This is a genomic window from Alistipes sp. UBA1686, assembly GCF_002320215.1.
Taxonomy (GTDB): Bacteria; Bacteroidota; Bacteroidia; order Bacteroidales; family Rikenellaceae; genus Alistipes; species Alistipes onderdonkii.
Genome location: NZ_DCKA01000018.1, coordinates 285,605 through 311,625 on the forward strand (window position 1 = coordinate 285,605; position 26,021 = coordinate 311,625).

General features: G+C 60.9%; 18 protein-coding genes. 7 read left to right on the plus strand and 11 right to left on the minus strand.

Annotation, left to right across the window (positions count from 1 at the left end):
* The first annotated feature begins 106 nt into the window (after positions 1-106).
* From B3C38_RS09095 to B3C38_RS09105, 3 genes are all read left to right on the plus strand, one after another.
* Positions 107-1,138 (plus strand): DHH family phosphoesterase, encoded by a 1,032-nt coding sequence (locus tag B3C38_RS09095; protein WP_018695716.1) that lies wholly within the window; start codon positions 107-109, stop codon positions 1,136-1,138.
* 44 nt (positions 1,139-1,182) lie between these two features.
* On the plus strand, positions 1,183-2,070 hold the full coding sequence (locus B3C38_RS09100; protein ID WP_286726776.1) for a LysR family transcriptional regulator: 888 nt from the start codon (positions 1,183-1,185) through the stop codon (positions 2,068-2,070).
* A gap of 212 nt (positions 2,071-2,282) precedes the next feature.
* Entirely contained in the window at positions 2,283-3,353 is a 1,071-nt protein-coding gene (locus tag B3C38_RS09105) for a YeiH family protein (RefSeq protein WP_055211841.1), read from the plus strand.
* Between the two features lie 182 nt (positions 3,354-3,535).
* Here the strand turns inward: B3C38_RS09105 and B3C38_RS09110 are convergent, their stop codons facing one another.
* The 11 genes from B3C38_RS09110 to B3C38_RS09160 form a co-directional block, all read right to left on the minus strand.
* Positions 3,536-4,105, minus strand: a complete 570-nt coding sequence (locus tag B3C38_RS09110; protein ID WP_055211839.1) for a GNAT family N-acetyltransferase — start codon at positions 4,103-4,105, stop codon at positions 3,536-3,538.
* Between the two features lie 145 nt (positions 4,106-4,250).
* The gene (locus tag B3C38_RS09115; protein ID WP_022332046.1) at positions 4,251-4,712 is read right to left on the minus strand and encodes a lipocalin family protein; all 462 of its coding nucleotides are present in this window, start codon (positions 4,710-4,712) and stop codon (positions 4,251-4,253) included.
* Complete coding sequence (locus tag B3C38_RS09120) at positions 4,696-5,547, minus strand: DUF1573 domain-containing protein (protein WP_286726779.1); 852 nt, start codon at positions 5,545-5,547, stop codon at positions 4,696-4,698. Before B3C38_RS09120 ends, B3C38_RS09115 begins: the two co-directional genes overlap by 17 nt.
* 6 nt (positions 5,548-5,553) lie before the next feature.
* A complete protein-coding gene (locus B3C38_RS09125; protein ID WP_286726781.1) occupies positions 5,554-7,593 on the minus strand; it encodes a S8 family peptidase in 2,040 nt (679 codons plus the stop codon).
* Positions 7,594-7,601: 8 nt separating this feature from the next.
* Positions 7,602-9,245: a BACON domain-containing protein gene (locus tag B3C38_RS09130; RefSeq protein ID WP_022332049.1), complete on the minus strand. Its 1,644-nt coding sequence runs from the start codon at positions 9,243-9,245 to the stop codon at positions 7,602-7,604.
* 19 nt (positions 9,246-9,264) lie between these two features.
* Positions 9,265-11,937 (minus strand): DUF4458 domain-containing protein, encoded by a 2,673-nt coding sequence (locus B3C38_RS09135; RefSeq protein ID WP_286726782.1) that lies wholly within the window; start codon positions 11,935-11,937, stop codon positions 9,265-9,267.
* 92 nt (positions 11,938-12,029) lie between these two features.
* Complete coding sequence (locus B3C38_RS09140) at positions 12,030-13,928, minus strand: hypothetical protein (protein WP_286726784.1); 1,899 nt, start codon at positions 13,926-13,928, stop codon at positions 12,030-12,032.
* A 27-nt stretch (positions 13,929-13,955) separates the two neighbouring features.
* Positions 13,956-14,900, minus strand: coding sequence for a DUF4984 domain-containing protein (locus B3C38_RS09145; protein ID WP_286726786.1), 945 nt, complete (start codon positions 14,898-14,900; stop codon positions 13,956-13,958).
* A 23-nt stretch (positions 14,901-14,923) separates the two neighbouring features.
* Positions 14,924-16,435 carry a RagB/SusD family nutrient uptake outer membrane protein gene (locus B3C38_RS09150; RefSeq protein ID WP_286726788.1) on the minus strand — a complete coding sequence of 504 codons (1,512 nt, stop codon included), beginning with the start codon at positions 16,433-16,435 and terminating at the stop codon, positions 14,924-14,926.
* Positions 16,436-16,444: 9 nt separating this feature from the next.
* Complete coding sequence (locus B3C38_RS09155) at positions 16,445-19,399, minus strand: SusC/RagA family TonB-linked outer membrane protein (RefSeq protein ID WP_286726790.1); 2,955 nt, start codon at positions 19,397-19,399, stop codon at positions 16,445-16,447.
* A gap of 754 nt (positions 19,400-20,153) precedes the next feature.
* Complete coding sequence (locus B3C38_RS09160) at positions 20,154-21,056, minus strand: AraC family transcriptional regulator (RefSeq protein WP_018695729.1); 903 nt, start codon at positions 21,054-21,056, stop codon at positions 20,154-20,156.
* A gap of 92 nt (positions 21,057-21,148) precedes the next feature.
* Between B3C38_RS09160 and B3C38_RS09165 the strand changes: the two genes are divergently transcribed.
* Genes B3C38_RS09165 through rhaT form a run of 4 tightly spaced genes read left to right on the plus strand, consistent with a single transcriptional unit; the run spans position 21,149 to position 26,020 of the window.
* The gene (locus B3C38_RS09165; RefSeq protein WP_217728794.1) at positions 21,149-22,570 is read left to right on the plus strand and encodes a rhamnulokinase; all 1,422 of its coding nucleotides are present in this window, start codon (positions 21,149-21,151) and stop codon (positions 22,568-22,570) included.
* Positions 22,571-22,583: 13 nt separating this feature from the next.
* Positions 22,584-23,837 (plus strand): L-rhamnose isomerase, encoded by a 1,254-nt coding sequence (locus tag B3C38_RS09170; RefSeq protein WP_022332056.1) that lies wholly within the window; start codon positions 22,584-22,586, stop codon positions 23,835-23,837.
* A 4-nt stretch (positions 23,838-23,841) separates the two neighbouring features.
* On the plus strand, positions 23,842-24,996 hold the full coding sequence (gene fucO, locus B3C38_RS09175) for a lactaldehyde reductase (protein WP_286726795.1): 1,155 nt from the start codon (positions 23,842-23,844) through the stop codon (positions 24,994-24,996).
* A 10-nt stretch (positions 24,997-25,006) separates the two neighbouring features.
* Positions 25,007-26,020 (plus strand): L-rhamnose/proton symporter RhaT, encoded by a 1,014-nt coding sequence (rhaT, locus tag B3C38_RS09180; RefSeq protein ID WP_286726797.1) that lies wholly within the window; start codon positions 25,007-25,009, stop codon positions 26,018-26,020.
* Position 26,021: the final 1 nt, after the last annotated feature.

A 26,021-nucleotide genomic window follows, 5' to 3' on the forward strand; every position in this document is an offset into this window, starting at 1 on the left:
GGTGTATGCAAATGTGCAAATTCAGTATGCATCGGCGGGCGCGGTTTGTTATCTCCCTCTTTTTTGCTACCTTTGCCCAGTATCACCAATGTGAAGCAAGGCTGAAATGGAGCTATCGAAAGAGCGTATCGAATCCCTCAGGGAACTTCTCGCCCCGGCAAACCGGAAGATCGTGATTGTCGCCCATACCAATCCCGACGGCGATGCCGTGGGTTCTTCGCTCGCATGGGCCGAGGTGCTGCGGGGAATGGGACACGAGGTGACGTGCATCGTCCCGAACAAATACCCCTATTTTCTCGACTGGATGCCGGGTATCGGCCAGGTCGTGGTCTTCAAGAACGACACTGCGGGCGATGCCGTGCGCGCCATCGCCGAGGCCGACCTGCTCTTCTGCCTCGACTTCAACGCCGTGTCGCGGCTCGAAATCCTGAGCGATACGATCGAGGCCAACACCACGGCGCGCCGCGTGCTGATCGACCACCACCTTTCGCCCGACGGGCATTTCGACCTCTCGTTCTCGTATCCCGATTCGTCGAGCACCTGTTTCCTCGTATACAGCATCATCGAAGCGCTGTTCGGCACCGATGCCATTACGCGGCAGATGGCCGAGGCGCTCTACGTGGGCATCATGACTGACACGGGCAACTTCGCCTACTCGTTCCTCACGCCGGAGCTGTTCCGCGCCGTGGCGGTGCTGGTCGAGAAGGGCATCAGCATCCCCGAGATACACAACAACGTCTATAACGCCTATACCGAAGGCCGCGCACGATTGTTCGGCTATGTCATCAACCGCAAGATGGAGATCATCCAGGACGGGACGGTGGCCTATATGTCGCTGATGGAGAACGAAATGCGCCGTTTCCAGTTCCAGCAGGGCGACAGCGAGGGTTTCGTGAACTACGCGCTGACGATCAAGAAGATGAAGATGTCGGCCATGTTCCTGGCCCACCGCAAGTTCATCCGCGTGAGCTTACGTTCGCGCGGAGATGTCGACGTCAACCTCTTCGCCCGCAAGTACTTCAACGGCGGCGGCCACAAGAATGCCGCGGGAGGTAAATCGTTCGTTTCGATGCAGGAGACTATCGACCACTATATCAAGTCGGTAAAGGAGTTCGCCCAAGACGGGCATCTGGGTTGAGGACGCTATGGCTGGTGGCCTTGCGCCGATAACCTACGAAAGTTATGGACGATTTCCGACTTAAAGTTTTCATCACCGCGGCCCGGACGCTCAGTTTCACCCGGACTGCCGAGCAGTTGTTCATTTCCCAGCCCGCCGTCAGCAAGCATGTCGGTGAGCTCGAATCCCGTTATAAGACGCAACTCTTCGTCCGTCGCGGCAGCCGCCTGGAGCTGACCCCGGCCGGCGAGACCCTGCTGGCCTGCGCCGAACGGCTGGCCGGCGACTACCGCCGCATGGAGTATGAGATGAGCCTCTGCGCGAGTGCGGTCGAGGGCGAACTGCGCCTCGGTGCCAGCACGACCATCGCCCAATACCTCCTGCCGCCGATCCTCGCCCGCTTCACCACGCGCTTCCCCGGCGTGCGGGTCTCGATGATGTCGGGTAACAGCGACCAGGTCGAACAGGCACTGTGCGGGCGCAGCATCGACCTGGGGATGGTCGAGAGCCTCAGCCGCCGGCAGGGGTTGCACTATACGCTCTTCGCGCCCGACGAACTGGTGTTGGTCGCACGTACGGGCGGCCCCTATGCGCGGACGGATGCCGTGACGCCCGACTGTTTACGGCAGATTCCCCTCGTGCTGCGCGAGGGCGGGTCGGGGACGCTCGAAGTCATCAAGACGGCACTCGGCAAGGCCGGGATCCGCATCCCGGAACTGAACGTGGTGATGCGCCTCGGTTCGACCGAGGGGATCAAGGCATTCGTGCGCAACAGCGACGCCATGGCCATCCTGTCGGTGATTTCGGTCGTGGACGAGCTGCGCAGCGGTACGCTGCGTATCGTCGATGTCGACTCCCTGGCGCTCACGCGCGACTTCGTGTTCGTGCATCCCGAGGCCGAACCTGCCCGGCTTGTCCGGCAGTTCGTCGATTTCGCCCGGGCCGACCGCTGACCCGGCGGGCATCCCGTTCCCGTTTTCGTATTCTGTTCCCGCATCCCGTTCCCGTTTCCATTTTCGGGCATCGCTGCGCGGCTGCAGTTTGCGTTATAACTTATGGTTATGTAGGATAACCGGTTCTTGTTCCATATCCCGCCAAAAGATGCGATCTTTGTCGGCGAAACAAAGGAAAAGTTATAACGGCTTCTTAAAAAAACACGAAGGATATGTTGAAAAAAGGTAACAGGGCGAATACCCTGCACGGGATTCTGCTGATCGTCCTGTTCTCGTTCGCGGCATTCTACATCGCCGGGTTCCCCCTCGTAAAGAAACTTTCGTTCAGCCCGCTGATCGTCGGCATCGTGCTGGGCATGCTCTATGCCAACAGCCTGCGCAACAAACTGCCCGAAACGTGGGTGCCCGGTATCAGGTTCTGTACCAAGCAGGTGCTGCGCTGGGGCATTATCCTCTACGGGTTCCGCCTGACGCTCTCCGAGGTGGCCGCCGTGGGTATTCCGGCCGTCGCGGTCGACCTGGTCGTCGTGACGGTCACGATCCTGGGCGGCGTCCTGCTGGGACGCCTGCTGAAGATCGACCGCGACACGGCGCTGATGACCTCGACGGGCAGTGCCATCTGCGGCGCGGCGGCCGTGCTGGGTGCCGAGCCGGTCGTGAAATGCGAGGGGTACAAAACCGCCATTGCCGTCTCCACGGTCGTGATTTTCGGCACCCTCTCGATGTTCCTCTACCCCCTGATGTACCGTACGGGGATGCTCGACGGGCTCACGGACACGGGCGTGGCCGTTTATACGGGCAGCACGCTGCACGAGGTGGCCCATGTGGCGGGGGCGGGCAACGCAATGGATCCGACCGATACGCTGGGAATCGCTGGGACGGCCACCATCACCAAGATGATCCGTGTGATGATGCTCGCGCCCGTGCTGGTTATCCTGGGGTTCGTGCTGGCGCGCCGCCGGAAAACCGCCGGGGGGCGCAAGGAGAAGAACAAAATCACCATTCCGTGGTTCGCATTCGGGTTTATCGGGGTCATCTGCCTCAATTCGCTGCTGCAATACCTGACCGGGGCGGAGAGTGTCCGCGACATTCCGTTGAACGGCGCCATCGAATATGTCGATACGTTCATGCTGACGATGGCCATGACGGCGCTGGGTACGGAAACGAGCATCGACAAGTTCAAACATGCCGGGGCGAAGCCCTTCGTGCTGGCGGGACTGCTGTATGTCTGGCTGGTCGTGGGCGGTTATTTCGTCACCAAATACCTGGTCGGGATCCTGTAACGGGGTTTTCGGCCGGGCGGCTTCCGGAGGGATTCCGTTTTTTGCGCCCGGCTCCATTTTATGCCGATATGGCGCCTATCCGCCTGCATCGTCTGCATTGCCGGGGATGCCGGGAAAGAAATCCCGCCGCTGAACGGCCTATGCCGGTCGGAACCGTTGTCTTGCTGGAAGCGATCCGCTTTTTACGCTAAATTCGGCAGAGTGGGGGCTTCGTGCTCCGAATAGCGGAGGACTGCCTCCCGTACGAAGTCCGCGAAACTGCGGGCTTCTTCGTAGGTGATGGCGCCGGGATAGCTCATCAGCACCAGCCGGTGGGGCGTGAAAGGCTTGCGGAACGACGGGTGGATGTACCGGTAGGGGTTGGCGACGAACCCCAGCCGTTCGTAGAAGTGCAGGCGGCGGATCGAAATGTCGTCTACGGGCGGGTCGATCTCGAGGATGACGCGCCCGACCTTCCGGCAGAAGGCCGAGAGTGCTGCGGAGCCCATGTTTTGTCCCCGCAGGGCGGGTGAGACGGCCAGGTGCTCGACATAACGGTACCCGTCGGCACCCCAGTGGAAGAGGATGCCGATGAACTCGTCGCCGCGCCAGATGCCGTCGGCTTCGAAATTCGGGTCGCCGAATGCCCGGTCGTAGCCTTCGGCGTTCCAGCGTTCGTTGTAGGGGAACGACTTTTCGTAAAGCTCCCAGGCCTCGGCCCAGCCTTTGTCCGAGCGGGACTTGAAAGGTATGAATTGCAGTGGTCGTGTCATCGTCCGTATTGTTTTGCGCAAAATTACTACAAATTCCGCGCATTACCAATCCGGTTGTGCCGGGAAGGGCGCTCCGCGACATAATGGTAAAAGGGACACCCCGGAGCGGGTGTCCCTTTTACTGCCTTGCGGCGTGAACTTTTTATTACTCCGTTTTCCCTCCGGTGATTTCCTCGGGGATGCCGTCGCAGCGTTCGTAGACCGAAATGTCCGAACGGTCGTCCTTGGCTGTCCATATCATTTGTGTCTTTGAAAAGTCGGTCACGATGTAGCGGTGTTGCCAGTCGCCTACGCTGTAATCGTAGTTTCCGTAGATGATGGCGCCCAGTTCCTCGTCGGTTTCGATGGCGAAACGTCCCGTGAGCTTGCGGGCGCCAAAGCTGTCGAGGTTCTGGTACATGACGTACTTCTGGTCTTTGCGGATGAACTCGATGTATACGTAACTGCCCTCGGCGAGGGGCGCGCCGTTCCATTGGGCGAGCTGCCACGTGCCGGCGAGGTTGTTGGGCGTGACATCCAGGGGGGCTACATACGACTTGTCGTCATCGCAGGCGCAGAAGGCCGTCGCGATAAGTGCAAGGAGCGTAAATCTAAAAATTGTTTTCATATGACTCGTTTTTGTCTGTTTCTTTCTCTGTTTCTTCGAACCGGATCTGCAGCGTGCGCCCACTCGGCGAAACATCGGGCCCTTCGAGGATCAGGGGCAGCTGCACAGGCGGCCTGCGCGTTGCCTGCGCGGGGTCGAACCCGATGACCAGGTCGCCTTTGGCGCCCGGGGCGAGGGTTGCGGGCTCGCACCGGAAGGTGATCCCCGGGGGGAGCAGGTGCTCGTCGCAGCGTGGCCGCATGGCTTTGCCGCCCGTGTTCAGGCATTCGATGCGCTCGTTCTGCAACCTTTCCGGGGCGAGGCGCACGGACTGCTGTTTGAGCCGCAGCGCACCCATTGCATAGGGGTAGTCGCCGTCCGTGCGTTCCGAGGCTATGACCGTGCCCGTGAGGTGCAGGATGGCCGTCGGCATCTTGTCCGAGAGCTGCGTATAGACGAAGATCCGCCTGTCGAAGCTCCCCGGGTGTCCCTTCGGGTGGTAGGTGACCGTCACCGTGCCTTCGCCGCCCGCGCGGACGGGCTGCCGGCCGTAGGTGGCCGCGGCGCAGCCGCAGGTGGTCTGCACGCGGGTGATGACGAGCGGTGCCGTCCCTGCGTTATGCCATTTGAACGTGTAGCCCGGCGGCGTGTCGTCCTCGCCGATATGCCCTGCGTCGATCTGCGTGCGTTCGAAGCGCATCGCTTCGGCACCGTCGGCCGTGGCGGGGTGCGCCAGGCTGTCGAGTTTGGCACGGGGGACGATGCGGATCTGCGAGCAGAGCGGTGTGGCGGCGGTTACCGCCCACAACGCCCCGCAGCAGAAGAGCATACGTGCTATCGTCGTTCCGCAGCGCATTGTCCGTTAGAGCCAGCCGTTGCCGTTTGCCGTTTTACGCACCGTGATGTTGAAATTGTGCGTCTCGCCCTTGCTCGAAGTGATGCTTGCCTTGGTCGTGCCGGCCTTCAGCCCCCTGACCGTCAGCTTCGCACCCTCCAACGACGCCGTGGCGACCGCCGTGTCGGCGATGCTGACCGTGTAGGTCAGCGTTTCGCCGCCGAGGAAGTAGTTGGCCGGGATGGCCTTCACCTCTTTGCCCAGCGAGATGTAGAGGTTCGGGAACGAAACCTGCTTGCCGTTGCCGGAGACCGCGTTGAGCAGCCTGGCCGCATTGACCTGTCCCACGCCCATCTGGTTGCGGTAGTTGGCCAGCGTCAGTTGCATGGGCTGGTTCAGGCCGACTTCGGCGACGTAGCGGTAGTAGTTTTTCAGGCCGGTCATGTAGGAGTCGATCGGCGTGGTGGTTTCGCAGAGCAGTGCCTTGAACTCGTCGGCCGTGAAGTGGCGGCGGAGCTGTGCGGCATATGAGAGCCCGAGCGCGGCGACGCCCGAAACATGGGGGCAGGCCATCGAGGTGCCTTCCATGTAACCGTAGCCCGTTTCGCTGATGGCATAGGGCAGCGTCGAAAGGATGCAGCCGATCTCGCCGCGTTTGTGGTTGTCGTCGAAGTACTCGTAATAGTAGTCCTGGTCGCCGCCCGGGGCTGCGATCGCCGTGCCGGGGCCGTAGTTGGTGTAGACGGCGGGCGTATAGTCGGCAGCCGTGGCCGATACCGAGATGCACTCCTCGGCAGCGCCCGGGAACCCGGCCTGCGGGGCGCTCTCGTTGCCGCCTGCGAAGATGGCCAGGCCGCCTTCGATCGGGCCGTTGGGCGATCCGGCGTTATGCAGGAAGTAGTCGAGGGCGTCCTTCTCCAGCGGGGCGTTCGTCGCCCACTCCTCTTCGTCCTTGAAGCCCGGCGCCCCCCACTCGTAGCTGTTGGCGCTGCCCGAGATATAGCCCCAGCTGCACTGCAGGATGACGGCGCCGTTGTCGGCCGCGTACTTGATGGCCCGGACGGTCGCCAGCGAGTTGCTGACCGCGTTGCCCGAGAATATCTGGCAGCTCATGATCTTCACGCCCGGGATGTCGGCGTTCCCGCCGGCGATCGAGCTGATGCCGATGCCGTTGTTATTCTGTGCGGCGATCACGCCCGCCACGTGCGTGCCGTGACCCGTATCGCTGACGTCGTCCCACGAGATAACGCCCGTGTCGAAGACGAAGTTGTAGCCGTAGACGTCGCCTTTGTAGCCGTTGCCGTCGTTGTCCTGCTTCGAGCGGTAAACCTCGCCTTCGTTGACCCACATGTTGTTCTTCAGGTCGGGGTGTTCGACCATGACGCCTTCGTCGAGCACGGCGACGATGATCGACTGGTCGCCCGTCGAGGATTTCCACGCCTCTTCACACTGCACGTCGGCATCGACGATCGACTTCTCGCCGAACAGGTTGCCGCGGTTGATCAGGTGCCACTGCATCGGCAGCAGTTCGTCGTTGAAGGGATAACCCGTATCCCCGGCGGCGCGGGTCGCACGCTGCATGGCGGCGAGGGCTTCGCGGGTGAGGGGCATTGCCTTCTTGCCGGCGTTGTAGGCACGGCGGATCGTGCGGTTGAGATTCACGTGCTGGACTTCGCCCAGGGCCGAGAGTTTTTCGGCGACCTCCTCGGCGGAGTAGTCGTCGCCGAAGCGTACGACGTACCACAGGTGCAGCTCCGATTCGCGGGTGCGCTCTTCGTTGCGGCCGTCTACAGGGAAGACGCGTTCGATCTGGTAGCCGCCCACGATGTCGAGAACCTCGTCGACCGAAAGGATGCCCGAGCGGGTGGCGGGGCCGCCGCTGCGGGTCGCTGTGGCCGCCTTGTCGAGTATCTCGCTCACGTAAGGCGAAAATTTGACGAGTATCTCCCCCGACTTGTGCTCGACAGGGGTGTCCTGTCCGGTGCCGGGCGTCGGGAGCTCCTCGTTGGTGCAGGCGGTAAATGCCAGGAATGCAATGGCAAAAATGCCGTATAAATAGTTTTTCATCGTCTTGATTATTTGGTCGTATCCTCGTCTTCCTCTTCTGCGCCGGGGTCTTTCTTGTACCCCTCGTAGAATTCGTAGTAATAGTTCAGGTTGGCGGGTTCGTTGCCGAATCCGGCCGATGCGCCCGTCGCATCCTTGCCTTCCTGCGTGAACACGAGCTGGAAGGGTGACCACCAGTCGAGGGCGGGGTGGTAAAGCAGCCAGTCGGGCAGTTCGCCGGTCAGGCGGTTGAGGTTGATGGCGAAGCGCTTGGTGTGCGGCATCACCTTCGGGGTGCCGATCAGCGCGCGGGGCAGCGTGTCGGCGTCGATGATGTCCTGCTCGGTGTATTTCTCCCAGTCGTCCATCTTGGGCAGCGGCCCCTGCAGGTAGTTGACCGAGAGCTGCAGCGTGTCGAGATCCCATTCGATCATGCGGCGCGGGAATCCTTCTTCATCGACGAGGCCGCCGTAGTTGGTTTCGACGGTGTTGCTCAGGTCGTAGATGTTCCTGCGCGTGTTGGCGCCCATGAGCAGCGTCCGCAGTTTCGGGAAGTTGGTCGGGTTGATCTCGTCGGGAATCTTCTGGAAGTTGTTGCTGCTCAGGTCGAGGAACTCGAGGTTCTTGAGCGCCGTGAAGTTCTTGTCCAGCGAAACCAGCCCGTAGGCGGCGATGGTGAGGCGTTTGAGCTGCGTGAGTTTGGTGATGTACTCGCCGGTGGTGAGGTCTTTCAGGAAGGCGTTGACGTTGCTGTAGAAGTTCAGCTCGTCGGCGGCCGTCAGGTACTGCACTTCGAAAGGCAGCTCTTCCTTGGTGTCGAACATGAAGAACCGGGCGTATTTCACGCGGCCGTTCTTCTCGGGCGTGTAACCCGCCATGCCCTCCTCCCAAAGGGTGACGTCGTCCCAGTTGTCCATGCGTTCGCCGTTCTCCCACGAACTGTTGGTTCCGAGCGTGCGTGCGATGGCCAGCAGGGCGATCGAGTCGCCGCTGCGGGTGTTCTCCTCGATGGGTTCGGCGGCGCCCTGCGTGACGAGCAGGTTGTCCTGGCGGGCGAGTTCCACCTCGCGTTTGGGCTTGAACACCACGTCGGCGATACGCTCGTTGGGCTGGGAGTTGATGCTCCAGTTGAAGCGTACGGTCACCTCGCGCGGGCGGATGCCGCGGTCGAGTTCGACCTTATAGCTGTCGAATTTGAGCCAGCTTTCGGCCGAGGTGGGGACTTCGACGGCGAAGTCGACGTTGGTCTTGACCTTCACGTCGAAATAACGGGTGCCGAAGGCCGAGAAGTTGGCCACGGAAACCTCTTTCTCCCCGAGCGTGATGGCGTAGTCGAAACCCTGCTGGTCGATGGTGATCTCCTTCTTGTCCCAGGTGTTCTGCTCCTGGATGCGTACCACGCCGCGGCGGGGCGAGTCGGTCAGCGCCGAGTCGATGAGGATCCTGCACTCGGTGGTGCCGCGGCCGTTGGCCGGCGAAATGGAAATCCACGGCTCGTCGGTGGTGGCGACCCAGTCCCCCGATGCCGATACTTTGATCTTGTGGCTTCCCCCTGCGGCTTCGGCTTTGATGGCGTCGCTGTCGAGCCCGAACGCGATGTTCTTGTCGGCGTCGGAGCAACTGCATAATGCGATCGAGCAGAGGATGACCGGTATGTAATTCTTTATTTTCATTGTCGTTTCTCCTTAGGTGTTATTCGAGCATTTTGTCGCAGTTCAGGATGTTCTGGGTCTTGTCGTAGATCAGGTTGTAGACCCCCTGCTGCCAGTAGTAGCAGATGGCCGAGGCATCGAACGTGATGTTGGGGTTGTCGCTGATGTCGAGGTGGTAGATCAGGTAGGAGATCGTGTCCTCGATCTTGCGCAGGTCGTTCGAACCGATGTAGAACCCGCGCAGGCCCGTGTGCTGGTAGAGCCCCGTGGGCCACTCGCGCAGGCAGCGCTTACCCTCGGCATCGCGCTGGCCGCGGATGGCGTATACGGTCAGCCCGGCGCAGTTGAGCGGCCCGAACGGGAACTTGTCGAACGAGTTGTACGAAATATCCAGCCCGTAGAGGTAGGGCAGCTGCTCGGCCGTGAAATCCTTGGACAGGGCCTTCAGTTTGTTGTAGGTCAGGTCGAGCGATACGAGTGACGTCGAGTTCTTGCCGCCAAAGCTGCCCTCGGGGATTTCGTCGATGCTGCAACCGCGCAGGATGATGTAGGAAACCAGCGAATTGGTCGTGCCGAGGCATTTGGGGAACTTCGTCAGCCCGGGGTTGGCCGCCAGCGAGAAGGTCTCCACCCGCAGGCCCTTGTATTTGCCCTCCTCTTCGCCTTCGAAGCCGTCGATCTCGTTGTAGGAGAAATCCACCGATTTCATGGCGTATTTGGACTTGGCCGAGAAGATGTTGGGAACCTTCTTGAGCTTGTTGTAGGTCACCGAGAAGGTCTCCGTGTCGTCCGTGCCGCAGAAGATGCCGTCGCTGTTGACCGGGAGCGAAGTGATGTTGTTGTGGTCGAGGTAGAGCTGTACGGGTGCGACCTCCTTGCCCAGCGGATGGAGCGTTTCGATCTGGTTTCTGGACAGGTCGAGCAGGCCGATCTTCTTCAGGTTGCAGAACGACTCGGGGATCTCCCTGAGTTTGTTGTTGGTCGCATAGAGGATCTGGAGCTTCTCCTTCGACGAGCCGTTGGCGATGGCGTCGAGCCCCTTGTACAGCTCTTCGGCCGACCATTGGGCGTTGTTGGAGATGTTGACCGAAACGAGCTCGGGCATCTGCGCGATCTCCACCGGGAAGCGGGTCATTTTCGGGCAGTTGTAGACCTCCAGGTCGGTCAGCGACTTGAGGTTGGCCACTTCGGCGGGAATCTCCTCCAGCTCGCCGTTGGCGATGTTGAGGTACTCGAGCTTTTCGAGTTTGCCGATGGCCGGGTCGATCGACTTGAGCCCGTTGGTGAGCTTGCCGTGTACGACGTCGTAGGGACGGATATTGTTCTGGAGGCCGGTTTTGCGGTCGATGATCTGATCCTCGGTGAAATTCTTGTAGAGCGACGTGGCCGGGATCGAGATGCCGTGCTCGGCCAGGGCCCGGGCGATCGGCTCGGACGTCTGGGTCGGGATATGGATCAGCGAGAGGAACTCCTTGTGGCGCTCCATGCGGGTGCGGGTGCGCTCGGAGAGGCTCTTGTCGTGTGCCAGCGAGGGGTCGTATTCGAGCAGGTTGCCGTCGTTGTGCGTGCCCAGATACAACTCGACGAGCTCCGAGAGCTGGCCGATGGCTGCCGGCACGTGCCCGCGGAAGCCGAACTCGCCGATCGAGATCTTCGCCACGCGGCCGTTGGAGTGCACCTCCACGCCCGGCTGGACGCCCCACAGGTCGGGATCCTTGTTGAAATCCCAGTTGACGCCGGTGGGATAGTTTTCACCCCTGTAAGACCAGTGCTCCCCGTCGAGCGCCTTCCAGATTTCGTAAAGCGCGTAGTAGTCGCGGATATACTCGTCGGCCTCGTAGAGCGTGACGCCGACTTTGGCCTCGGTGGTCTTGTTGTCCTCGATGGTGAAATCCAGGTTCTTGGGGCGCTTGTTGATCTCCAGCAGGACTTTGTTCTTGTCGTAGGCCTGGTATCTCTCCAGGCTGTAATCGCCCGCCTTGAGCGAGAGCAGCGTGTCGCATTCGAGCGAGGAGGTCTGGTAGCCGTCCTCGATGTCCTCGGGGGCCCCGTCCTCGCGGTCGTCCTTGAAGTGGATCGAGAACTTCGCGGGGAGTTTTTCGAACGTGGTGAGCTCGTTGGTCGTCTTGTGCCTTACGGTCAGGTCGAGGAACGCGATCTCGTCGAAGGTGTACTGCCGTTCGGCGGCACGCGTCACCACGGGTGTCTCGGTGAAGTCCGACAAGTCCTTGGAGATCGAGAAACGCACCGTGCCGCGCGGCTCCACGTCGACCGTCAGGTCGTGCGAAACGAGGCCGCCGGCCACGATGTCGAGCCTCTCTTCGCCCGGCATGCCGTTGTAGATCAGCTCGTCGTCGGCATTGAATAACGAGAAGGTGATGATCTGGTATTGTCCCGTCAGCAGCCGGAGCTTCTCGCTGCGAAGCCCGAATTCGCCGCTCTGCTTGTCGGGGGCCGAGAGCGTCAGCGACTGGGTGATGGTCGTGCCGTCGTAATAGAGCGAGACCTGCACCTTGCTGGCTTCGGAAAGGTAGTCGAGCTGGGGTTTCTGGGCCCGGCTCAGGGCGTCGTAGGACGCCTCCTTGTGTAGCTTGAACTGAACGTATCCGTAATCTTGGTCGCGGTTGTCGATGCCGTCGTCGTCGGAACATCCGCCGAGGAAGGCCATGCCCAGTGCGAGGAGTGCCGTTACGGAAAATTTTAAAAGTTTCATATCTAAAAACCTGGTCTGTATGTTCTCCATAAATTGTAGTCGTATCGAACAGGGCCCCTGCCCCTTGGGAGAGGGGCCCTGAATCATTGGGGTCAGATGTTGAGCGTGCAGATGATCACCATCACCACGTTCCAGTTGGCACCGTAGAGGAACATGACGCCCTCGGTGGCGGTCTGAGAGTCCATGTTGACGTAGATCTGGGTCGGGCCGTAGGATTCGGCCGTAAGCCAGCTTTCCGCATCGCCCTGGGCCATGAAACTCGAGTAGGTCGGGACGTTCATCACGGCGTTCGTGGTTTCTCCCTCGTAGGTCAGGTGGTAGATCGGGGCGCCGTACTCCGCATACTGTTCGTAGTATTCGCCCGAGGTGATCTCTTCGAGGGTCGCGCCGGTGACGTATTCGGGATATGCGAACCCGATGTCCGTGCCGCCGATGTCCGCATTGGGATCGTAGAGGCAGTTGACGGCCGCGATGTTGCCCTCGGCGTCGTAGAAGACGATGTAGCCTTCGTCCTCGCGATCCATATCGATGATGGCCCCGCCTTCGACGCGGCGTACCGAGAGCCAGTTCTGCTCGTCCGGCAACGGCTGGCAGTCGGCGTCGTAGCATTTATAGCCGGTGAAGTCGCGTTCGAATGTCAGCGTGGCTTCGGGGTCGTTCGACCAGGCTTTGGTGTAGGTCAGTTTGTAAGCGTCGTCGACTTCGAGCTCGCGGAGCGACCAGTGGGTCGAGGGGAGTTTCTCGAACAAGGTGCCGATCTCCGCCATGCCCTCGGGGTTGGCAGCCTGGATCGGGCCGGGGCTGGCCTGCTGTGTCAGCGTGGCGAAGACATAGGGCTGGTACTCTTCCTTGATGTCGTAGTCGAAGAGTTCGTTGGGGTCGGAGACCGCCATCGAAGCCGGGAGCACGATGATCCTGGCCGTGCGGGCATCGCCCTGGTTGACCTCCGTGCCGACGGTGAAGCCCCTGTCCATGATCACCAGGTCGTCGTCCCAGGCATTCTCCGTGACCGTGACCCATTTGGTGTCGGCTTCGTCGCCGCTCAGGCTGGTATTGCCCCAACGATCCGTGACTTCGGCGATGACGTAGATCCTCGCACCCCTGATGCCCTTGACCGAACCGCGTGCGGCGCCGGGCGACCAGTCGCCGTTCATGCTGTTGTAGATTTCGGCTGCGGCGTTGAATTTGAGTTCCTTGTCGAGCGTGACATCGAAAATGTCGCGGCAGGAGGGGATCGTGACCGGAATCTCGACCTTCGCGTCGAGGTTGTTCTTGTCGATGAACACCAGCTTGTCCTGCGCCCCGTCGAGCGGGTAGGCCGACGGGTTGCCCTGGATGCGGATCTCGACTTTCGTGCCGGGTTTCCCGACCGTCACCGACGGGGTGGATACCCACTCCGGCAACTGGTTGATCGCCCAGTCGTAGTTGGCCTCGACCAGGATCGGCATCGAGAAATCGGTGCGTCCCTCGGGCCAGGTCAGGTCGATGCTTTCGGCCTCCCCTTCGTTATAGGAGTAGGTGAGGCCGGTTTCGCTGCCGCCGTATTCGAAGTCGCCGTACTGGTCGAGCTTGCATGTGCGGAGGCTGAAGCCGCGTTCGAGCGTACCGCGTGTGATCGTGGCGATGACCTTGCTCTGGCCGCCCATCTTGAGGGTTACCTCGCAGACACGCGTGTCGTCGAACTCATCGAGTTCGGCCACGCCGATTACGATCCGCGATGCACCCGCACCGCCGCGCAGCGTCCAGACTTTCTGTGTTTCGTCCTGTATCCAGAACCATGCGGCGGTAGCCGTCGGGACACTCACCTCCCAGTTCTGGTTGGGCTCTATCTCGAGCGTGTAGGTGCCGCCGGCTTCGATGGTCGCCGAAACCGCCTCGGGGAAGTTGGGGCTGGGGAGCTTCGTATCCTCATCCGAATCGGAACACGAAGCGGCCGCCAGACATGCTCCGGCGAGCAGCGACATCACCAAGTGTAAATAATGTCTTTTCATATTTCGTTTCTTTATTTACGTTATGATTTAGAGCGATCCGGACGCCGTGACGCCTCCCGGGAGCATGCCTTCTTCCCGCTGGAGCCGTTCGGCCTCCTCGTCGCTGACCCATTCGATGATGTTGTAGAAATGGCCTACCAGGCCCATATTCACGCCCATGTCCTCGACATGCACCTTGATCCACAGCGCCACGTAGTGCTGGCAGCTGTTAAAATAGGAGTCGTAGAGCGGGCTGTTAGTGACCAGTATCTTGTTGTCCCCGACGATCTGTCCGAAGACCGAAGCCTCGTCGGCCAGTACCTGGTTCTTGTCCATGGTTACCAGCGGTTCGATCGGATCGCGCGGGTCGAGGCGGATCGTGACGTCGTAGCCCGAGAAGAGCCAGTCGTGCAGGATAATCATGTTCTCTTCGGTGGGGTGCTTCTCGGTGCGGATGAGGCGCTGGATGCTCTTGTTTTCCACGCCGGGGTAGCTGTTGAGGAACATCGAGGTCACCACGCACCAGCCCGTGAATTCGTTGATGTCGTAGGGGCAGCTTTTCTGCATGACGACCTTCGTCCGGTCGTGGTAGAGATCCCATTTCAGCTGCTCGGGCATGACCAGTTTGAGGATGAAGCCCAGCGAGTCGGTATCTTCGATGTTGTCGTACAACCCGCGTACCTGTACGTCGGCCTTGCGCGAACCGGCCTTTATGGTGATGGTGTTCGACAGGAGGCGGTAGTGCTTCCCCTCGACGGCATTGCTGCCCTGATCGATGATCTCCACGCCGAATGTGCGGTCGTAATCGCACGCGACGGTCGAGGAGACCGGTACCGAGAAATAGTCTTGGTCTTGGAGTACGGCGTAGGTGGCCAGGGTATCGGCGAACAGCACGTACTCCGCGTCGGAGTAGGTCTTATATTCCTCCTTGCAACCCGTTGCGAGGGCGGCCAGGAGTCCCGTTGCAAACAAAACCGTGATAATTCGTTTCATTGTCTCTCTTCTATTCGTTGTTGCTATCTGTTGCTTTCGTTCGGGAGTATCTCCGAGCCGGGGGCTTCCAGCTCGTGCTGCGGGATCGGCCATACGAAAAGCGGGTTGTCGGCTTCGATCTTGAGCGAGCTTCCCTCGGCCTGCGAATTGGCCTGCGGCTTACGCTCGAAGCCCTTGTGCCAGCGTTTGAGGTCGTGCAGGCGGAAACCCTCCATGTAGAGTTCGCGCAGACGCTCGTCGGAGATGGTCTGCAACCAGTTGTCCTTCGTGACGTTGATCGTGCCGCCCGATTTGTAGCGCATCTTGCGCAGCGTCGAGAGGTCGTTGCCGGCCTTCGAAAAATCGTTCTTTTGGCAGTAGGCCTCGGCGCGGATCAGGTACTGCTCCGCCAGGCGGAACGGCTTGGGCATCGAGACATGGTAGATCTGGTTGGCGATCAGGTTGCGGTTGCCGTAGTATTTGACCAGCAGCGGCCAGCTCAGCCCGTGGGCATAACCGGTCTCGGTCTGGTAGAAGTAGCCCGAATAGCGCAGGTCGGCATCGTCGTAGAGATCCAGGGCGGCCTGGCCGGGGACGTAGTCGGGATAGAAATAGGTGTAGTCCTTGTTGAAGTTGAGGAACACCGTGCCGAGCGCCCCGCCGTAGGAGGTGTCGGTGAAGCCGATGCGCCAGATGATCTCGTATCCCAGGTCGTACGCCCACATGTAGTCGAAATAGGTGTAGTCGGAGGTGTAGTTGGTCTTGGCATCGGAGAGCTGGAAGGTGGCCTTTTTTTCGTCGATCAGGGTGCTCGAATATTCGATCGCCGTGTCCCAGTCCTGCATGTAGAGCGCCACGCGGGCGTGCAGCGCCTCGGCCGAGGCCGAAGTCATGTAGACGTTGCCGTAGGCGTCGTTCTCCTTGTCGAGGCGTTTCTCGGCCTCGGCCAGGTCGTCGAGCACGAACTGGTACGAGTCGTAGAGCGACGCGCGGCGGGCCGCCTCGGGCGTAAAGTATTTCGTGCGCAGCACGACGCCCAGTTCCGATTGGGCCGTGTCCGGCTCATAGGCCTTGCAGAAGGTCTTGAGCAGCTCGGTATAGCAGAGCGCACGCACGGCGTAGACCTCGCCCGTGTACTGCTCGAGCTTCTCGATGTTGGTGTCGCTGATTTCGTTGGCCATCACCTCGTCGATGCGGTCGAGGTAGAAATTGCAGTTGCCGATCACCTTGTAGAGGGCGGCGTAAACCGCTTCGAGCTGCAGGTCGGTCGGGCGTATGTCCCAGCGCCAGAACGAGCCGTAGGTATTGGTATTGCCTTCGACGGCATAGACCAGGTCGGCCTGGATGTCGGGCAGCAGGGTGAGGTAGCCGCTGTAAAGCGCGCTGCTCTTGAGCGAGGCGTAGATGCCGGTGAGCGTCTGCTCGGCGTCGGCGAAGGTGCGCATGGCCTCCTTCTCCGGAATGGACGAGCCGGGGTACTTGTCCAGGCACGAGGTGGTGCCGACAAGTATCGCGAGGGCCGAAAGATAGAATTTTATATTGCGTAACATGTTCATAGTCCCTGATTAGAATGTTAAGTCGAGTCCGAAGGTGAATTGGCGAGCCATCGGATACTGTGCCTGGTACATATTGCTCGACCCTTCGGGATCGAGGCCCGTGAATTTGGTAAAGGTGAAGAGGTTCTGGGCCTGGGCGTAGATCTTCACGCCGCTGATGAAGCGTGTCTTGCGCAGCCACTCCTGCGGGAAGGAATAACTCAGCATGAGGTTCTTCAGGCGCAGGAACGAAGCGTCCTCCAGCAGGCGGTCGTCGAATTCGGTGTAGACGCCGTGGCGCGGGATGTCGGTGATGTCACCGGGTTTCTTCCAGCGGTTGAGCAGGCGCTTGGACTGGTTGTAGGAGGCGAAACGGCCGTTCGACTCGTCGAAGTAACGGTCGTTGTTGATCATCCAGCGGTCGGCGACCCAGCTGAACTGCGCCGACAGCGAAAGCCCCTTCCAGGCCAGCGTCGTGCCGAAGCCGCCCTGCCAGGGCGCCACGTAGCTCTTGCCGACCATGACCTTGTCCTCGTCGCGCAGCTCGGTGGTCAGCTCGCCCTCCTTGGTGTACCACAGCGCGTCGCCGTTGGCGGGGTTAACGCCCGCGAACCGGTTGAGGTAGAACTCGCCGAAGGAGTGCCCCACGACCAGTTTGGTGTTGGTGCTCGAAAGCTCGTATTCGCTGACCCCGCTATAAAGCTTGGTCATCTTGTTCCTGTTGTAGGAGACATTGGCGTTCACGCTCCACACGAAATCCTTGTGCTGGATGACGTCGGCGGCCAGGCTCAGCTCGACGCCGCGGTTGGTCATGTCGCCCACGTTGTCCCAGCGGTAGCCGAAGCCGTTGGAGGTGGTGTAGGAAACGGGAACCTCCATGAGCATGGCGCTGTTCTTCTTGTGGTAGAGTTCGACGTCCACGTTCAGGCGGTTCCAGAAGCCCAGGTGCACGGCCAGGTTGGTGATCCACAGCTTCTCCCACTGCAGGTCTTCGTTGCCCGGCTGTGAGGGGGCTATGCCGGCGTCGCCGTAGTAGTTCAGGCCGCCGCTCACGAGCGCCATGTGTTCGTAGTTGGGGATCGACGAGTTACCCGAGGTACCTGTGCTGAAGGCGACCTGCGCGTTGGTGAGCCAGCGGCGCGAGTTCTCCATGAATTTCTCGTTGCGCAGGTTCCACATCATGCCCACCGAGCCGAACGCAGCCCAGCGTCCCGAGGTGCCGAAGCGCGAGGAACCGTCGGTACGGACGGAGAAGTCGACGTAGTAACGGTCGGCGTAGTTGTATTCGCCGCGCGCGAAGAACGACAGGAAGGCGTAGTTGTCGTCGGTGACGTCGCTCCACGACGTGGCGCGCGTTCCCGAAGAGATGTTGACCAGCTTGTCGTTGTTCTGGCCGCGGGTGGCCAGCGTGAACTCCTCGTAGCTGTAATCGACGCCCTCCTGGCCCAACAGGAAGTTGAACGAGTGTCCGCCGTCGAGCGAGAAGCGGTAGTTGATCGTATTGGTGATGGAAAGGCTCATGCCGTCGGTCGAGTAACGCTGCGCCGTGCCCGAGCCCAGGTTGGGCGGGTAGTTGGGGTAGGAGGCGCCGAAGCCCGTCGTGTGCGAATAGTCCACGCCGAACTGCGAGCGGATGGTGAGCCCCTCGATGGGGGTGGCCTCGGCGAAGAGCGTCGAGATCACCTTGTATTTTTTATAGGAGATCTTGTTGTTGGCCAGCCATTCAAGCGGGTTTTGGCCTTCGCCCTTCCAGGTGCCGTCCTTGATCGAGGCGAGCGAGCCGTCGGGGCGGTGGGGGTTCCAGTAGGGCATCATGAAACGTGCGGCCGAGATGGGGGTCACGAGCGTATATTCGCCCGACTCGGCGCGTTCGATGGTCTGGTAGTTCATCATCGTGTTGGTGCCGAGCTTGAGCCACTTGGCTGCCTGTTGTTCGACGTTGGCGCGGAGCGAGAAGCGCTCGAAGGCCGAACCTGCGGCAATGCCCTCCTGGTTGTAGTAGCCGCCCGAGACGTAGTAATTGGTCTTGTCGGTGGCCCCCGAAACCGAGAGCTCGTAGTTCTGGAGCAGGGCGGCATCGTTGAACACCTCGTCGAGCCAGTTGACGTTGGTCTTGCCCAGGACGTTGTAGTTCTTGCCGTCGGTGAACCCGATCTCCTTCTCGTACCGGATGCGTTCGTCGGTGTCCATCAGATCCCAGTTGCCGTAGGCGATCTGCGAGAAACCGAGCTGCATGCGGTAGTTGATCTTCGCCCGCTCGGCCATGCGCCCGCGCTTGGTCGTGATGACGATCACGCCGTTGGCCGCGCGCGCACCATATATAGAGGTGGAGGAGGCGTCCTTGAGCACCGAGATGCTCTCGATGTCGGCCGGGTTGATGGCGTTGAAGTCGGAACTGGCGATGGCGACCCCGTCGAGGATGTAGAGCGGCGAGGTACCCGAGTTGATCGAGTTCATGCCCCGGATCATCATCGTTGCCGACGTGCTCGGCTCACCCGAATTGGAAAGTACCGTCAGTCCGGGAACCTGTCCCTGGATGGCCTGATCGAACGCCGCCGTAGGGGTGTTCTCGACCTTTTCGGCCTTGACGGTCGATACCGATCCGGCGATGGTGCCCTTCTTGCGGACACCGTAAGCGATGACCACCACGTCGTCGAGCGCCTGTGCCTCGCTCTCGAGGGAGACGTTGTAGGTCAGCGAGGCGCTGCCGCCCGGAACCGTAAAGGTGGCGGGCTTGTAGCCGATGTACTGGAAGGTGAGCGTCGTCCCTGCGGCGACGCTGATCGAGTAGCTTCCGTCCGCAAGGGTGCTCACCCCGCTGGTGGCCCCGGAAATCACGTTGACCCCGATGAGGGGTTGCTTGTCATCCGCCGAGGTGACGATGCCTCTGACGGTCACATTTCCCCCCCCCTGAGCTACGGACATCGCCGGCAAGGCACATAGGAAAAATGCAAGAATGTTGAGTAGAAGTTTCGTTTTTTGCATAAGTAAATGATACTTTCTTACGCGACAAAGAAAAATAATTAAAACGAATTTGCCAAATGTTCAAAATAGATGAAATGTAAGCAGGAGTGTTCGGAAAGGGTCTTTCCGGCCCTCTTTTCAGGGCGAAAACAGGTGCTATAAGACTAAATATAAATAACTTAACATTTTGTTTTAACCCGAAGAACCATTGTTGAACACGGGTTAAAATATTTTTATAAAAACGAAAATAAAATTCAATATGTTTTGAATATTTTGGGGTTTCGGGCGAAAAAATACCCTCCGGTACGGTTTGATATGCGGTGAGTTTCCGGACGTAGGTGCTTCTGGATACCTTATTTTTTAATATTATTTAATATATACCAACCTGCGGGGTGGTTTTTTGAAAAAATATAAAAAATATAAAAATATTTTTCGCCGGAGGGGACGAACTTCCCCGAAAACCTGAGGAGATAACAATTTTCCGGCAATCGGTGGTGTACGGAGGAAATACGCGAAACCCCGTAAAGAGTTCTCAAAGGGGATTTTATCGGGGGCGATTAGGCTGAAACGGGAAGTAAAGTAAAGGATGCGCAGTTTTTTGGTGTGTTATGCTTGCAGATTGTAAGTGATATGCCGTGATTTCATTTTAATACATAACATCAACCCCTATTTGCGCCCGCGGGTCAATGCTTTGGTCGGCGGCGGGTTGTAGCCCCCGTGCATCGCTGCCGTGGGCAACCCGCGGTGCGTCACGGCCGTGGTCTGTTCCGGCGGGTCACTGCCCCTTCCCGCCCCGGAAGCGGGCGCGGTACTGACTGGGGCTGAGCCGTTCGCGGAGGCGGAAAAAGAGCGAGAAGGCGCTCACGCTTTCGAAGCCGAGCGCATAGGCTATTTCCGAGATGCTGTGGGCTGTCGTCGCGAGCAGTTCCCGGGCCTTGTTGAGCCGCATCGTGTGCTGGTATTGCGCCGGCGCCATCCCCACGTATTCGCGGAAGACGCGGCGGAACCACGTGTAGCCCATGCCCACTTCGCGGGCGATCTGTTCGGGCGAGCGGTTGCGGCCGAAGTCTGTGCGCATGATGGCTTTCGCGCGGTTGATCTTCTCGACGACGGGGTTGTCGGAGTAGAGCAGGTTGCTGTGCTTGAAGAGCACCGACCCCAGGATGTGGAGCACGATGCTCGAAATAAGCGGCTGGAATCCCACGCGCTCCTCCTCGACCGTGCCGATGATCTCGCGGTAGCACCGCTCGATGCCGCCGCTGCACCCGATCCGCAGCAGGGGGCGCCGGCGGCAGAGGAACCCCTGCTGTTCCAGGCGGTCGATATTGGCGCCGCGGAAGCCGACCCACCACTCCGTCCATCCGGTGCCGGGGTCGGGCGAGTAGGAGTGCCATTCGTTGGGGAAGAGCAGGAGCATGGTGCCCGCCTCGACCGTCTGCGAGGGGCAGGATGCCGATTCGAAGCGCCCCCGCCCGGCGGTGATGTAGACCAGCTGGTATTCGTCGAGCGTGCGGCCGCTGCCTTTGTAAAACAGGTAGTGCTCGGGATGTTCCGAGACGGGGTAGGGCGTCCCGGGCGGGACGTGCTGGTGCCCGGCCGTGGTGCAGACGATGCCCCACTGCTCGTCGCGCGGGGAGACTGGCAGGTAGTGAAGGATGCTCAGCGGCCGGTCGTCCATAGTGTCAAATCTATATATAGTTTGTCAAAACCATCAACAAAGGTAGGGAAAAGATTGTATAGTTTTGCATCAGTAACCTAAAACTTTCCGTGATGAACCGTTATTTCGTCGGTGTCGATCTCGGTGCCACGAGCGGCCGTGTCATTCTCGCCACGCTCTGCGGCGACGGCATCGCCCTCGAAGTTCTGCACCGCTTCCCGAACCGCCTGCTTTCGATCGGCGGCAAATATTATTGGAACATCTACTCCCTCTATGAGGAAATCCTGCACGGCCTGACGCTGGCCGGGCAGCGAAGGCTTCGGGTCGATTCGATCGGTATCGACACGTGGGGCGTCGACATGGCCTGCGTGGCGGCCGACGGTACGCTGGCCGGGCTTCCGAGGGCTTACCGCGATCCCTATACCAACGGGGTTCCCGAGGAGTTCTTTCGGAAAATACCCCGGCAAGAAGTGTACCGCCGCACGGGTATCCAGATCATGAATTTCAATTCGCTCTTCCAGCTCCGTGCCGCACGCGGGGAGGGGATGTCGGCGCTGGAAAATGCCGCGTCGGTGCTTTTCATGCCTGACGCGCTGTCGTACCTGCTCACCGGCGAGAAGGTATGCGAGTATACGATCCTCTCGACGTCGCAGTTCATGGAGCCCCGCACGCGGGAGATCGACGGCGCACTGCTGCGCGAGGCGGGCGTCGATCCCGCGCTTTTCCCGCGGGTGGTGATGCCCGGCCGGAGGATCGGGGTGCTTTGCGACGCCGTAGCCCGGCAGACCGGGCTGGGGGCGGTGCCCGTGGTGGCCGTCGCGGGGCACGATACGGCTTCGGCCGTGGCGGCCGTGCCTGCCCGGAACAGCCGCTTCGCCTACCTCTCGTCGGGGACGTGGTCGCTGATGGGCATCGAGGTGCCGGAGCCGATCATTACGGAGGAGTCCTATGCGATGAACTTCACCAACGAGGGCGGCGTGGACGGCACGGTGCGTTTTCTGAAGAACATCACCGGCATGTGGCTGCTCGAACAGTGCCGCGCGGTGTGGAGCCGCCAGGGCAGGGAGTATAGCTATGAAGAGATCGTGCGCATGACCGAGGGCGCCGCCCCGTCGCCGGGGGTCATCGACCCCGATGCCGCGGAGTTCGCCGCGCCGACCGACATGCCGCAGGCGATCCGCGCGTGGTGCGCGGCGCACGGCGTCCCCTCGCCGGCGGACGATGCGGCGCTGATGCGGCTGATATTCGACTCGCTGGCGGCGAAATACGCCGAGGTGCTCGGGAAACTGCGGCGGCTGGCGCCGTTCGAAATCGAATGCCTGCACGTCATCGGCGGCGGCGCACAGAACGACCTGCTGAACCGGATGACGGCCGACGCTGTCGGCATCCCCGTCGTGGCGGGCCCTGCCGAAGCCACGGCGCTGGGCAACATCATGGTGCAGGCGCGTGCCGCGGGCGTGGTCTCTTCGCTCGCCGAAATGCGGCGCTACATCGGCCGCTCGATCGAAACGAAAACATATCAACCGAAAAAATAAAACTGTCATTCTTATGAAAACGGAACTTATCGAAAAGGCATACGCCATCGCGCGGGAACGCTATGCGGGGATCGGCGTAGACACCGAACAGGCGCTCGCGGCGCTTCAGAACATCTCGCTCTCGCTCCACTGCTGGCAGGCGGACGACGTGACGGGCTTCGAAAACCGGGGCGGCGACCTTACGGGCGGCATCCAGGCCACGGGCAACTACCCGGGCAAAGCCCGCAACATCGGGGAGCTGCGTGCCGACATCCTTAAGGCCAAGTCGTTCATCCCCGGTACGCACCGCCTGAACCTGCACGAGATCTACGGCGAGTTCGGCGGCGAGACGGTCGACCGCGACCAGGTGGAGCCCCGGCATTTCCAGGGCTGGATCGAGTGGGCGAAAGAGCACGGCATGAAGCTCGACTTCAACTCGACGTCGTTCTCGCACCCCAAGAGCGGCGATCTCTCGCTGGCCAACCCCGACCCCGGAATCCGGGACTTCTGGGTGGAACACACCAAGCGCTGCCGCGCCATTGCCGAAGAGATGGGCAAGGCGCAGGGCGACCCCTCGATCATGAACCTCTGGGTGCACGACGGCTCGAAAGACCTTACGGTGAACCGCATGCTCTACCGCGAGCTGCTGCGCGACTCGCTCGACCGCATCTTCGAGACCGAATACGACCACATGAAGGACTGCATCGAGTCGAAGGTGTTCGGCATCGGGCTGGAGAGCTATACCGTCGGGAGCAACGACTTCTACATCGGCTACGGAGCCAGCCGCGGCAAGATCGTGACCCTCGATACGGGGCATTTCCACCCCACGGAGATCGTGGCCGACAAGATTTCGTCGCTGCTGCTGTTCATCCCCGAGGTGATGCTGCACGTGTCGCGCCCGGTGCGCTGGGATTCCGACCACGTGACGATCATGAACGACGATACGCTGGAGCTGTGCAAGGAGATCGTACGCTGCGATGCGCTCGACCGCGTACATATCGGGCTGGATTATTTCGATGCCTCGATCAACCGCATCGGCGCCTATGTCATCGGTTCGCGCGCCACGCAGAAGTGCCTGATGCAGGCGTTGCTCGAACCGCTTGCGCAGCTTCGCCGGTACGAGGCTGCCGGACAGGGCTTCGAGCGCCTGGCGCTGCTCGAAGAGTCGAAGTCGCTGCCCTGGAACGCCGTATGGGACATGTTCTGCCTGCGCAACGACGTGCCCGTGGGCGAGGAGTTCATCGCCGGGATCCAGCAGTACGAAAGGGAAGTAACCTCCAAACGCTAAGGCCATGTACCGCATCGTACTGAACGAGACGTCGTACTACGGCGCAGGGTGCCGCTCGGTGATCGCCGACGAGATCCGCAAGCGGGGCTTTAAAAAGGTGCTGCTCGTAACGGACAAAGACCTCATCCGGTTCGGCGTGGCCGCGAAGATCGAGGAGGTGCTCCGCGGGGCGGACATTCCCTATGAGATTTACAGCCAGATCAAGGCTAACCCCACGATCCGCAACGTGCAGCAGGGCGTCGAGGCGTTCAAGGCTTCGGGCGCCGACTGCATGGTGGCGCTGGGCGGCGGCTCGTCGATCGACACGGCCAAGGCCGTGGGCATCATCGTCAACAACCCCGGGTTCGCCGACGTGCGCTCGTTGGAGGGCGTGGCCGACACCAAGCACCGCGCCGTGCCGACCTTCGCCGTGCCGACGACCGCGGGAACGGCGGCCGAGGTGACGATCAACTATGTCATCACCGACGAGGAGAACCGCAAGAAGATGGTCTGCGTCGATCCCAACGACATCCCGATGTGCGCGGTGATCGACTGCGAGCTGATGATGTCGATGCCCCGGGGGCTGACGGCCGCCACGGGCATGGACGCCCTGACGCACGCCATCGAAGGGTATATCACGCCCGGGGCGTGGACGATGAGCGACATGTTCGAGCTGAAGGCCATCGAGCTGGTCGCCGCGCACTTGCGGAATGTCGTCGAGGACGGCAGCGACCCCGTCGCCCGCAACGGCATGGCCGAGGCGCAGTACATCGCGGGCATGGGTTTCTCGAACGTCGGGCTGGGCATCGTGCACTCGATGGCGCACCCCCTGGGGGCGTTCTACGACACGCCGCACGGCGTGGCGAACGCACTGCTGCTGCCCTATGTGATGGAATACAACGCCGAGTCGCCCTCGCGCGCCAAATACCTCGACATCGCGCGGGCGATGGGCGTCGATACCGCGGGCATGAGCGTCGACGAGGGCGTCGCCGCGGCTGTCAGGGCCGTGCGCGACCTGTCGCTCAGCATCGGTATCCCGCAGCACCTGCACGAGATCGGCGTGAGGGAGGAGGACATCCCCGCGCTGGCCGTGGCGGCGTTCAACGACGTCTGCACGGGCGGCAACCCACGTCCGACCTCGGTCGGGGATATCGAAAAACTATACCGTACCGCATTCTAAAACAAAGGCCATGAATACGCTTCTCGGACTTCTGATCATCGCCATCGGCAGCTTCTGCCAGTCGAGCTCCTATGTACCCATCAAAAAGGTGAAGGAGTGGTCGTGGGAGAGCTTCTGGCTGGTACAGGGCATCTTCGCCTGGCTGGTGTTCCCGCTGCTGGGGGCACTGCTGGCGGTTCCCGCGGGCAGCTCGCTCGGGGAAATCCTCTCGACCGACCCCTCCGCCGCCTTCAAGGCCGCCGGCTACGGCGTGCTGTGGGGTGTGGGCGGCCTGACGTTCGGGCTGTCGATGCGCTACCTCGGAGTGGCGCTCGGGCAGTCGATCGCCCTGGGCACCTGCGCCGGGTTCGGCACCCTCTTCCCCGCCATCTTCGCGGGTGAAAACCTCTTTGCGGGCAAAGGGCTCGTACTGCTGTTGGGCGTCTCGATTACGCTGGCGGGCATCGCCGTGATCGGCTACGCCGGGTCGCTGCGCTCACAGAACATGACCGACGAGGAGAAACGCGCCGCCGTCAAGGACTTCGCCCTTACGAAGGGGCTGGCCGTGGCGTTGCTGGCGGGCGTGATGAGCGCCTGCTTCAACCTCGGGCTGGAGGCCGGGAGGCCGTTGCAGGTCGAGGGCGGCAGCGCCCTGTTCCGCACGCTGCCCGCCACGCTGATGGTGACGCTCGGGGGCTTCGTGACCAATGCCGCCTACTGCCTGTGGCAGAATGCGCGCAACCGCACGTTCGGCGACTACGGCAAGGGGACGCTCTATGTCAACAACCTGTTGTTCTGCGCGTTGGCCGGGGCGCTGTGGTACTCGCAGTTCTTCGGCTTCGGCATCGGGCAGACCTTCTTCGAGCCCGGGTCGGTCGTGGCGGCATTCGCCTGGTGCATCCTCATGGCGCTCAACGTCACCTTCTCGAACGTGTGGGGCATTATCCTCCGGGAGTGGCGCGGGGCGTCGCGAAAGACCGTGGGCGTATTGGTCTGCGGCCTGGCGATCCTGATTTTCTCACTCGTATTTCCTAATTTGTTCTGAC